The organism is Roseateles sp., from assembly GCF_036486225.1.
In the GTDB taxonomy this organism is placed as follows: domain Bacteria; phylum Pseudomonadota; class Gammaproteobacteria; order Burkholderiales; family Burkholderiaceae_C; genus Roseateles.
This window is the reverse complement of the sequence record NZ_DASVNZ010000289.1, coordinates 1-10325: the sequence shown is the minus strand read 5'-3', so window position 1 is coordinate 10325 and position 10325 is coordinate 1. Positions and strand designations below refer to the sequence as shown.

General features: G+C 67.6%; 15 protein-coding genes and 1 pseudogene. 8 read left to right on the top strand and 8 right to left on the bottom strand.

Annotated elements, in window-relative coordinates; genetic code table 11:
• Window positions 1–204, top strand: a pseudogene (locus VF536_RS18905) (hybrid sensor histidine kinase/response regulator); the annotation flags it as partial.
• Between the two features lie 57 nt (window positions 205–261).
• Here the strand turns inward: VF536_RS18905 and VF536_RS18900 are convergent.
• Window positions 262–1041, bottom strand: coding sequence for an SDR family oxidoreductase (locus VF536_RS18900; RefSeq protein ID WP_331616411.1), 780 nt, complete (start codon window positions 1039–1041; stop codon window positions 262–264).
• A 102-nt stretch (window positions 1042–1143) separates the two neighbouring features.
• On the opposite strand from VF536_RS18900, the gene VF536_RS18895 reads away from it, so the two are divergent.
• Window positions 1144–1479 carry a helix-turn-helix domain-containing protein gene (locus tag VF536_RS18895; RefSeq protein ID WP_331616410.1) on the top strand — a complete coding sequence of 112 codons (336 nt, stop codon included), beginning with the start codon at window positions 1144–1146 and terminating at the stop codon, window positions 1477–1479.
• A 21-nt stretch (window positions 1480–1500) separates the two neighbouring features.
• On the opposite strand, the gene VF536_RS18890 is transcribed toward VF536_RS18895, so the two are convergent.
• Entirely contained in the window at window positions 1501–2346 is an 846-nt protein-coding gene (locus tag VF536_RS18890; protein WP_331616409.1) for a DUF3667 domain-containing protein, read from the bottom strand.
• A 221-nt stretch (window positions 2347–2567) separates the two neighbouring features.
• Between VF536_RS18890 and VF536_RS18885 the strand changes: the two genes are divergently transcribed.
• Together VF536_RS18885 and VF536_RS18880 are read left to right on the top strand one after the other, a co-directional pair.
• Window positions 2568–3965, top strand: a complete 1398-nt coding sequence (locus VF536_RS18885) for a hypothetical protein (protein ID WP_331616408.1) — start codon at window positions 2568–2570, stop codon at window positions 3963–3965.
• A 146-nt stretch (window positions 3966–4111) separates the two neighbouring features.
• A complete protein-coding gene (locus tag VF536_RS18880) occupies window positions 4112–4576 on the top strand; it encodes a hypothetical protein (RefSeq protein WP_331616407.1) in 465 nt (154 codons plus the stop codon).
• 20 nt (window positions 4577–4596) lie between these two features.
• Here the strand turns inward: VF536_RS18880 and VF536_RS18875 are convergent, their stop codons facing one another.
• On the bottom strand, window positions 4597–5586 hold the full coding sequence (locus tag VF536_RS18875; protein WP_331616412.1) for an alpha/beta hydrolase: 990 nt from the start codon (window positions 5584–5586) through the stop codon (window positions 4597–4599).
• A gap of 66 nt (window positions 5587–5652) precedes the next feature.
• On the opposite strand from VF536_RS18875, the gene VF536_RS18870 reads away from it, so the two are divergent.
• Complete coding sequence (locus tag VF536_RS18870) at window positions 5653–6153, top strand: Rrf2 family transcriptional regulator (RefSeq protein WP_331616406.1); 501 nt, start codon at window positions 5653–5655, stop codon at window positions 6151–6153.
• A 6-nt stretch (window positions 6154–6159) separates the two neighbouring features.
• Here VF536_RS18870 and VF536_RS18865 read toward each other — a convergent pair whose 3' ends face one another.
• Window positions 6160–6483 (bottom strand): metalloregulator ArsR/SmtB family transcription factor, encoded by a 324-nt coding sequence (locus VF536_RS18865; RefSeq protein WP_331616405.1) that lies wholly within the window; start codon window positions 6481–6483, stop codon window positions 6160–6162.
• 97 nt (window positions 6484–6580) lie between these two features.
• Between VF536_RS18865 and VF536_RS18860 the strand changes: the two genes are divergently transcribed.
• A complete protein-coding gene (locus VF536_RS18860) occupies window positions 6581–6991 on the top strand; it encodes a DUF393 domain-containing protein (RefSeq protein ID WP_331616404.1) in 411 nt (136 codons plus the stop codon).
• A gap of 26 nt (window positions 6992–7017) precedes the next feature.
• Complete coding sequence (ubiG, locus tag VF536_RS18855; protein ID WP_331616402.1) at window positions 7018–7722, top strand: bifunctional 2-polyprenyl-6-hydroxyphenol methylase/3-demethylubiquinol 3-O-methyltransferase UbiG; 705 nt, start codon at window positions 7018–7020, stop codon at window positions 7720–7722.
• 13 nt (window positions 7723–7735) lie between these two features.
• On the opposite strand, the gene VF536_RS18850 is transcribed toward ubiG, so the two are convergent.
• Both VF536_RS18850 and VF536_RS18845 read right to left on the bottom strand, forming a co-directional pair.
• A complete protein-coding gene (locus tag VF536_RS18850; RefSeq protein ID WP_331616401.1) occupies window positions 7736–8242 on the bottom strand; it encodes a chlorite dismutase in 507 nt (168 codons plus the stop codon).
• Between the two features lie 201 nt (window positions 8243–8443).
• Window positions 8444–8575, bottom strand: coding sequence for a hypothetical protein (locus VF536_RS18845; protein WP_331616400.1), 132 nt, complete (start codon window positions 8573–8575; stop codon window positions 8444–8446).
• 605 nt (window positions 8576–9180) lie between these two features.
• Here VF536_RS18845 and VF536_RS18840 point away from each other — a divergent pair.
• On the top strand, window positions 9181–9597 hold the full coding sequence (locus VF536_RS18840; RefSeq protein WP_331616399.1) for a hypothetical protein: 417 nt from the start codon (window positions 9181–9183) through the stop codon (window positions 9595–9597).
• Window positions 9598–9647: 50 nt separating this feature from the next.
• Here VF536_RS18840 and VF536_RS18835 read toward each other — a convergent pair whose 3' ends face one another.
• Window positions 9648–9911: a DUF2024 family protein gene (locus VF536_RS18835; protein WP_331616398.1), complete on the bottom strand. Its 264-nt coding sequence runs from the start codon at window positions 9909–9911 to the stop codon at window positions 9648–9650.
• A gap of 125 nt (window positions 9912–10036) precedes the next feature.
• A partial coding sequence (locus VF536_RS18830; RefSeq protein WP_331616397.1) for a helix-turn-helix transcriptional regulator occupies window positions 10037–10325 on the bottom strand: 289 nt, incomplete at its 5' end.

The following is a 10325-nucleotide window of genomic DNA, read 5'->3' as shown; positions in this document are numbered from 1 at the left end:
GGCCTGTCGGGGACGGACGTCGCGCGGCAGCTGCGCGCGATGCCGGGCGCGGAGCCGCTCGCGCTGATCGCGATCACCGGCTGGGGGCAGCGCTCCGACCGCGAGGCCACGGCCGCCGCGGGCTTCGACGCGCACCTGGTGAAACCGGTGGAGTTCAACGAGCTCGAGCAGGTGATGCAGGAGCTGCTCGACGCCGACCGTTAGCCGGCCGGGGCGAACCGTGGGCTGTCAGACCGTGGGCAGTCAGACCGTGGTGGGCCATCAGACGGTGGGTACGGTGCCGCCGTCGATCACGAACTCCGTCCCCGTGATGGCGCCGGCCTGGTCCGACACGAGGAAGGCGATGAGGTCCGCGACCTCGCTCGGCTGGTTCGGACGCCCCAGCGGAATGCCGCCCAGCGACGCCATGATGGTCTGACGGGCCTCATCGACGGTGCCGCCCGCCTGCTCCGCCACGCGGGACATCAGCGCCACCGCGGCCTCGGTCTCCGTCCAGCCGGGAGAGACGCGCACGACGCGGATCCCCTTGGGGCTGAGCTCCTTCGACAAGGCCTTGCTGTAGTTGGAGAGCCCCGCCTTGGCCGCGGCGTAGGCCATGGTGGCCTCGGGCAGCGGGAGCACGCTCTGGATGGACGTGACGTGGACGACCACGCCCGATCCCTGCGCGAGCATGCCGGGCAGCAAGGCGCGATCGAGCCTGACGGCCGACAGCAGGTTGAGATCCAGCTCGCGCTGCCACTCCTGGTCGTCGAGCACCGCGAAGCCACCGGCCGGCGCCGCGGAGCCTCCGACCACATGGACGATCGCGTCGACGCCGCCCCACTGCCGAAGGACGGCATCGGCGACGGCGCGGACGCCGTCGGCAGTCGCCACATCGGCCTCGATGAAGCGGGCCTCGTGTGTGCCATCGGGACGATGACGGGCGGTGGTCAGCACCTCGAAGCCGGACGCGAGCAGGCGTTCGACCACGGCGCGTCCGACGCCTTTCGTTCCTCCGGTCACGAGGGCACGACGGGGACGGGATTCAGTACTTGAAGACAATCGGAACTCCTGTTCTGGCAACAGCGGGTGGCCCCCGCGAGTGCCTCATCTTCAGGAGCCCTGCCCATGCTCACAAGCACGCACCAGAAAGTAAGTGCCGCCATGACTCCACGCCCGAGCTACACCGCGCTGAGCGCCGCCATCGGCCTCGAGGCCGCCTGGTCGCTGCTGGACGGCCGGTGGAAGCTGCTGATCCTGTTCAACCTCTTCGGCGGCCAGGTGCGGCGTTTCTCCGAGCTGGAGCGCGCGATCACGGGCATCTCGCCGAAGATGCTGACCCAGCAGCTGCGCGACCTGGAGGCGGACGGCCTGGTCGAGCGCATCGTGCATGACGAAAAGCCGCCCCGCGTCGAGTACGCGATGACGCCGTGGGGGCAGTCGCTCTGCCCGGCCCTGGATGCGCTGCTCGCCTGGGTGGAGCACAAGCCGCAGGCTTGAGGGTGGGCCGGATCGTCCGGGTCAGTTCACCATCGCCGCACCGGCCACCAGCGCGACGACGCCCATCAGCAGCAGCGGGAGATAGAGCCCCGCGAGCAGTCCGCCGCGCCAGATCCCGCCCCACCAACTCGTGCCATAGATGGTCCGCAGCGCGATGACGCCGTGCAGCAGGACCAGCGCGACGATGACGGTCGCCGCGGCCGGCACCACGATCGCGAGCAGGTAGGCCGCGAACCAGCACGCGTGCAGGTGGAGCGCGAAGACGAAGTGCTGGGCGTACTTCATCCGGCGCCGCAGGAAGATGAACGCCAGCAGGCCGGCGAAGACCGGCTGCATCAGCAGCATCGCGTACGGGGCGAGCTTGTCCATGCGCTTCTGCACCTGGGCGGCGGAGGAGCCGCTGGCCAGCCGCTCGCCGATGCCGTCGAGGCGACGCTGCCACCCGCTGCAATTGCTGCCGGGACTGGAACAGCTGCCTTGGCGCGCTTGCGCGATGGTCTGCTGATCGCGGGTGACCGTGAGCCCGTGATCGCCGGGCAGCAGGTGCACGGCGATGAAGAACACGAAGCTCAGGCTCAGGTACAGGCGCAGCGGCTGGACGTAGCGCCGGCGCCTTCCGATGAAGTACTCGCGGGTGAGACGCCCCGGCAGGAACAGCATCGCCCAGAGGGTCCGCCACAACGGCCCTTCGAGCGCGACGTAGTGGCCGATGAACTCATGGATGAACTCGCGCATCGAGGCCGCGTGCAGATGGGCCTCCTGACCGCAGTGGGGACAGAAGCTTCCGCCGGGCTGGAGCGCGAGGTCGCAGTTGTGGCAGGTCGCGGCGCCAGAGGTCGAAGGGTGGGCCGGAGAGAGAGGCGTCATTGCAGGCGGCTCCGAAGTCGTCGTGGGCGCGCGGGCTGCTCACTCCCTGCCGGTCGCGCGGGCACGATGATAGGTCGGGACTGCGCGCGCCCGACATGGGCCTGAGTGGATCGCGGGCGACTCGGATCTTCCGCTCCCCAAACTCAGCGGCATGCCGATGGACTGAGCAGGCACGGCTTCCTATCGTGCAGCCTCGCGGCCGGACGCCGCCCGGAGGCTGCATGCGCGCAACGGAGTCGACATCGGCAGGGAGTCCTCGAGCGGCGGCCGAGCGCCAGCCTGGCAAGACGGGGTCGGCGACGACCGCGGCCCCTTCGGTCGCACCGTCCCGCCGGATCGCGCTGCAGGCCTACGTCGACGCGTCACCGGGCCTGCAGGCGCAGCGGGCCACGCTGCAGTCCACCTTCGGCGCCAGTTTTCAAGCTCGACCGGCGGTGCCGATACAGCGCAAGGTGGGATTCGAGTACGAGATGACGGACATCAACACCCGTCGTCGGAACTTCTTCGGCAACGGCACGCATCCCCACGACAAGGGCTACGTGCTGCGCCAGTTCCCCGGATTCCAGTTGACGGCGGACGTCGACGTCAACGGGGCCAGTCAACTCGAGGTGATCATCAAGGAGATCGACGAGACCGACGCCAACGAGGTGTTGAACCTGGTCACCCACACGGCTCCGGGCGCGGTTGGCGCGATCAATGCCATCGCCGCCAGCAACGCCGCCGCCGCATGGACGCGCGCGAACCAGATCGCCGGGGTGGGCGGCAGCGGCTCCGACGAATATCGATTCCTGGGGAACGGTGCGGCCAACATCGTCGGCCAGCTCCAGATGACGGGCGGCATCGATCCCGCCAAGCTGCTGGATCATCTGACCGGCGCGCAGGCGCAGAACTATCTGGCGACGCTGGCCCCGGTGGGCGCCAATGCGGACGACGACGCGGCGCGCGGAACATTGGGGCCCTACGAGCCGGTGGCGGTCGGCGGCGGTCTCGCGGTGGGACCGCATGCGGCGGTCGCGGTGAACGGGACGGGGGCGCTCAACGCGCTCACACAGGCGGAGCGCGACCACCTCGCGGGGATCGTGGCGCTCATGGCGACGATTCCCGTCACGGCTCGATCGGCGGCGGGAATCCTGCCTTACGCGAAGTCGGCGGCGGGTGCGCATCTTGCGCGAACCGACTTCTCACGCATGTTGAAGAAGTTGTCCAACCCCACCAAGGCCGCGCTGACGCCGGCGGACATGCGGCAGATCGTGCTCACGACCATCAACGCCGCCCTGCCGCCGCCCGGAGGTGTCGTGATCGGCGATCCGGTCTTCCCCGCCGGGGCGGTGGCCGGCGGCGGCGCGAACCTGGACGCCCTGACCATCCAGGACTGGGTCAACGACGCCTTGCCGACCGTCGGCTTCTTCGGCGGCTACAACAAGGGCGTGGACCGACTGACCAAGAAGCACTTCCCGGGCGGGAAGGCGGAGAAGGCCCAGATGGAGTCCCTCGGCAGCTACGGCAAGAAGCTCGATCCCGGCGACTTCCCGATCCTGGAGTTCCGCACGTTGACCGGCGTGGTGATCGGGGAACTCACGGAGCAGCTCCGGCGGCTGCTGGCCTTCATCAATCATTGACGAGGACGCCCTGGCCGCGCGGGGGGACACGTCCGCGCGTCCGGTCTGCCAGGCACGTGGGTGCCTGGCCCCTGGGCGCTGGCATGCCGGTTGCCTGTTGTCGGCAAGGGCCTCTGCACGAGGCCGCAGCACAAGAGGAACCCGTCATGACCATTCGCCACCTCGCCGTCGCCCTCGTCGGCACGACCGCCCTGCTCACCGGCCTCGGTGCCGCGGCGCAATCCGTCGGCAAGGCCTCCGATCCCGCGCGGGACGTGGGTCGCGCCGCGCCCGGACAGGACAACTCCTACTTCAACGTGACGGCCAAGAACCGCATCCCGGCGCCGCTGCTGCCGCTCAAGAGCGGCCAGTGCGTGATCTGGTATCCCGAGAAGGGCATCGCGGAACACACCGGGCCGATGCCGTGCAAGCCGCTGCCCAAGGTCGAGCCCGGCGGCTGGCTGATCGCGCCGTCGAAGGATCCGGTGATCCTGGAGGCGGCGGTCTATCACGCGGAGAACCCTGGCGTCGTCATCGCCCGCGGCGCCTTCGACGCCCGCACGCGTTACCTGGTCCGCACGCTGGATCCGGACAGCAAGATGGACATCGAGAAGGGCAAGGCCAAGCGCTGAACGGCGGCTGCTGCCGCTGGTCATGCGCTCGACGACAGCCCGCGCAGAAAGCCGATCAACGCAGCATTGACGGCGTCCGGCGCCTCCTGCTGCAACCAGTGTCCCGCGCCCGCGATCATCGTCGACGCCGACAAGCGGGGCACCAAGGCGGGCATGGCCTCGATGATCCGATCCATGCCGGGCATGGCCAGCCCCACGTCCCGTTCTCCGATCAGATGGAGCGCGGGCACCTCGACCTTCACGCCGTCGAACGCCGCCTGCAACTCCCAGTTCCGGTCGAGGTTGCGGTAGTAGTTGAGACCGCCCCGGAAGCCGCTGCGCTCGAAGCTCGCCACCAGCGCCGCCAGATCGGACGGCGGCATCCACGCGGGGAGCGTGTCGGGGTCGGGCAGTGCCGCGAGCAGGCCGACAGCGCGGTCCACCATGCCGAACGGATTGGGCGTGCGCGCATCGTTGCGCGGCCCCGCCTCTCCGGACGCGGCGAAGTAGATCTGGCGAAGCGTCTTGCCGACGTCGCGTTCGAACTCCTGCTCGGCCACACCGGGCTCGGAGAAGAAGTGCGTGTAGAAGCGCGCGGTGTCGGTCCTTGGAAACAGCATGCTCGGCCGCATCGGCGCGCGCCCCATCAGCGGCACGCCGAGCGCGACCACGGCGCGGAACCGGTCGGGCCGGAGCTGCGCCGCCTGCCAGGCCAAGGTCGCGCCCCAGTCCCCGCCGACGATGACGGCCTGACGTTCGTCGAGCACGTCGAGGAGCGCGATCAGGTCGCCCAGCACGTCGAGCGTCGTGAACGCATGGACATCCGACGGCGACTCACTGCCGCCATAGCCGCGAAGGTCCGGTGCCATCGCCCGGAAGCCGGCCGCCGAGAGCGCCTCGAGCTGATGCCGCCACACCAGCGAGGTCTCCGGGAAACCGTGGCAGAGCAGGACCAACGGGCCCTCGCCCTGCTCTCTCAGATGCAGGCGGATGCTGTTCACTTCCAGGGTGTATTCACGAGCGGCGGTCATGGCGGCAATGAGCGATAGTGTCGAACCCGAAGAATATCGTAACTCGTCAAGTTGCACAAAAGACCCATGGCCCAGGACACCCGACTCGCCCGTCTGCTGCATGTGCTGATCCACATGCATCTGCATGGCGGCACCACCACGTCGGCGACGCTCGCCCAGATGCTGCACACCAACGCGGTGGTGGTGCGACGGACGATGGCGTCCCTGCGCGCGGCAGGCCTGGTGGCTTCCACGAGCGGACGCGGCGGCGGTTGGGTGCTGGCGCGCGAGCTTGAACGCGTCACGGCTCGGGATGTCTACGACGCCATCGCCCACGCGACGACCTTCGCGATCGGCCCCGCCCAGGACAACCCCAGTTGCCCGGTGGAGGCGGCGGTGAACGGCTTGCTGGGGGAGGCCCTTCAGGACGCCGAGAGCGCGCTGCTGCAGCGGCTGGGCGCCCGAACGCTGGCGGATCTCGCGCAGGAGATCGTTGGCCGGAAGAACGCCGCGCGACCCCGCTCGCCGGCCCGCGCGCCGGATCCGGACGGCAGGCAGGGTGGCGCGAAGATCAAGGCGAAGCGCTGAGCGGGTTCAGGTGCTCCGGCGCGAGGTCTTGGCGGAAGCGATGGCCTTGCTTTCCTTGCGCAGCTTCGTGGAGACCGGACAGACCTGCTGCACGAAGCTCGTGAGGGTGTTGGCCAGGCTGTCCTTCTGCAGGCTGTAGAAGACGAACTGCCCGCGCTTCTCGGCCTTCACCAGGCCGGCGTGCTCCAGGATCCTGAGGTGCTTGGACAACGACGGCTTCGTCATGTCGAAGCGGCTCGCGATGTCGCCCGCCGAGAGCTCCGTCTCGGACAGGAAGGCCAGGATCTTGCGCCGCGGCGTCGAGGCCAGCGCTTCGAAGACTTTATCCATCGCCGCATCTTAGCCGCCGCGTCGATCGCCTTCGCCATTTAGCTAGTTAGCCATTTAGCTAATTAACGGTTATGCTGACGCCATCGCAGGAGTCCGCATGTCCACAGATCCCCGCTCTTCCGTGCCGCCCGCCGTCGATGACGTCGTCGGACGTCGCACGGTCTACTACAACAGCGCCTGCCCGGTCTGCGACGCCGGCGTGTGTGCGCTGCGGGAGCGCATCGACGAGCGCAGCGTCGAATGGGTGGACGTGCACCGCCACCCGGAACGCCTCGCGCCGCTGGGCCTCGACCTGGAAAGCGTGCGGGAGCGGCTGCACCTCGTCGACGCCGACGGCCGACTGCAGGTGGGCGCGCCGGCGCTGCTGACGACCTGGTCGCTGCAGCGCCGCGGGGGCTGGCTCCTCAAGCCGCTGGGCCTCCCCGGTCTGCGGACCCTGACGTCGTGGGCCTACATCGCCTTCGCCCGCCTCCTGTACCTCTGGAACCGCCGCCAACGGCACTGGTGAATCACCCTCAAGACAAGGACAACAAGATGACGACGCACACCAATTTCGACGCCGCCGAGCTCGACAAGTTCCAGGCGCTGGCCTCGCGCTGGTGGGACGCCGGGTCGGAGTTCTGGCCCCTGCACGCGATCAATCCGCATCGGCTCGAATGGATCGACCGGCTGGTCTCGCTGCGGGACAAGCGCGTCCTGGATGTCGGCTGCGGCGGCGGCATCCTGGCCGAATCGATGGCGCACCGCGGCGCGGAGGTGCTCGGCATCGACCTCGCGGACAAGGGACTGAAGGTCGCCATGCTCCATGCGGCGCAGAGCCAGGCCTCGGTGGCCTACCGCCATGTCGCTGCCGAGGATCTCGCGAGCGAGTGCCCGGGCAGCTTCGATGTGGTGACGTGCATGGAGATGCTCGAGCACGTCCCGGATCCCGCGCAGGTCGTGGCCGCCTGCTCGGCGCTGGTGAAGCCGGGCGGATGGGTGTTCTTCTCCACGATCAACCGATCGCCGCTGAGCTGGCTGGTCGCCATCTTCGGCGCCGAGCGGGTGCTCAAGGTGCTGCCGCGCGGCACGCACGACTACGCCAAGTTCATCAAGCCGGCCAAGCTGAAGGCGATGGCGGCCACGGCCGGCCTGGTGCTGCGAGAGGAAAAGGGGCTGCGCTACAACCCGATCACCAGGACCTTCCGCCTCTTCGGATGGACAGGGGTGAACTACATGCTCGCCATGCAGAAGGCCTGAGGCGCGAGGGTCGTCAGACTTCGCGCACCAGCCGCAACTCGACTTCCCAGTCGACATAGGTCCACTCGCGCGTGGCGCGCAGATCCCGCAGCAGCGTGTCGAAGATGGGCTCGTCCTGCGGCGCGTATTCGAACCAGGTCAGGAAGTCGAAGGGCTCCGACGTGGGCAGGTCGCGGCAGTGGTGCAACCGACGCGCGATCGCCGGCAGCGCCTGAAGGCCGATGGCGATGTGGCGGGAGTCCGCTTCGAAGATCCGGCGACGTTCGTCCTGGGTCAGCGCCCACCAGGCCGCGTTCTTGCGGATCGGGATCAACGCCGCGCGGGTGGCGGCTGGACGTCCCAAGGACTCCTGCCGACTGACCAGCGCGGCTTTCTCGTCGCGCTCCACGTAGCGCTCGTTGCTTGTCACGCCGCTGAGCATCCAATGCGCGGGATCGAACTGCGACGACGTCGGTGTCAAGACTGTCAGCCCGGCCACGTCCGGCAGCGCTTCGCCGATGATCGTGCGCTGACTGAGCACCTTCCAATCGCCGCGGTCAGCGCCGACGAATCGGAAGTACCGCGAGCTGTGCGATGGGCCAGCGCCGGCCCCGCCATGAGATGTCGCTTGAGTGCTCACTGTCATCCCTCCCCCATTGCCGCGTTGATCCGATTCTTTCAGGCAAGACCCGACCCACATGCCGCCCACCGCCCAGATGCGCGAGGGGATTTCAGTATCCGTTCAGACGCGTCGCCGCATCTCGGCGGGATAGTCGACGAAACCCTGTGACCGGTAGAGCGCGCGGCCTTCGGGCGTGGCGCCGAGGTTGAACTCCCGCACGCCGGATTCACGGTCATGCGCGATAGGCGGCACGTGCGGGTCACTCGTATTTTCAGGCGGCTGCAATGCAGCGAAAGAGGACATAGCCATCTTGCTAGTGCACTCAGCCGGCCGCTGCGTTCAGCCGCGCCGCAGGGCGTGAGCTGCAACTGCCGACTAGGTTGCATTTTCGAGGGGCGCTACGAAGCAACGCTGGACCCACTCACGAGCTTCCTCCTCGCTCGCCGCGTACAAGACATCGAACTCATCCAGTAACTCCCGCCACGACGTGCTTTCGTCTGCAGACAATTCCGCAAGCTCCTTTCGAAGGGCTTCTGTAACGCCGGCGTTGCGAGCTGTACGAACTAGCATGGCCACAGCTGCGTGCTCCGACAGAGCGAGGTCGGGGCTGAAGACCGTATACAAGCAGTGGCGTACGTTCGGGTAGTTCGGCATAGGTAGGCGGAATTCGTTAACCAAGCTTGCCCGGAATTTGAGCATGTGTGATTCGGCTCCGGTCGGGTGGCTTTCCTTCGTACATGCCCGCCTTGCGATGGGAGGCCAAGGAACGCTCTCAGCCTCGAGCGGAAGTCGCGACTGTGCCGGCGTTCCACGCGAGCGAATCCGGTGTATCAAGAAGGCTCGCCGGGGAAGAAATCATGTTCACAAAAATGAGCAGCAACGTTGCTCGTCGCATCATGCCGATCGCACTGCTTGCGGCGTTTGCCGTCGCCGCACTCTCGGCATGCGACAACAAGATCTGCAGCGACGGCCCTTCTTCAGCATTCGAATCTCCCGCAGGAACCTTCCGCGCTGAGCTCAGATCAGGAGGATGCGGCGGATTCTCCAGCACCGAGACAGGCCTGGTCCTTATCAAGAAGGGCAGCGATGAGATTCATCGCGGCTACTTTGGCGTCAACGCGCGGCTCAAGGGCATCAACGCCAAATGGCGGGATGAGAAGCATCTAGAGATATCTGGCTTCCAGATGGAAGACCTGCTCTGGTACCGGCAAGGCGGCGATCTGGGGATCAGGATTACCTTGCGTCCCAACTCCTCTGCTTCAGGCGGTCAATAGAACCTCGCAAGCCTGAGGCTTGGAAACGCCCTGCCTGAGAACTCTCAGCCTTACTCGCAGTTGGCCAACTCGATGATCGCGAAGCCCTCGCGCGCGATCTCCTCGACGACCGGTTCCGGCGCGATCTCCATGTGGCAGAAGCGGCACTCTTCGGCCGACAGCTGATGCGCAGGCAAACCTCTCGCGGCGAGGTACTTGCGGCCGAACGCCAGCACCTGCTCCTGCGCTCGTGAAGCATCCGGGACGAGGATGTCGAAGTGCATCAAGCGGCCGTCCGGCCGGGTGACGTAGGTGTCGAATACGGCGATCTTCATGGGGTCCACATCAGGGAAGTGTTGAGGTATCCCAGTGTGGAAGGTGCCCGGTCCGCGTATGCCACTGAACGTCCAGCGCCCGCATCGATTCGTCCTGCGGGGCGGGATCGCCGTCGATGCAAGTCTCAAGCAGCGTCCGACTCGTCCTGCGCCACCAACCCTTGCCGCCACTCCCTCGGCGACCGCCCCACCCGCTGCGTGAAGACCCGCGACAGCGCGGACGCATTCGCATAACCGAGCTGATCGGCGATCTGCTTGATCGAGCGGCCCAGTCGCAACTGCTCCTGCGCCAGGCTCAGCCGCCAGTCGGCGAGGTACGCCGCCGGCGCCTGCCCCACCAGCTCGCGGAAGCGCGCCGCGAAGGCGCTGCGCGACATGCCCGCGCGCTCGGCCATGCGCTCCAGCGACCACGCC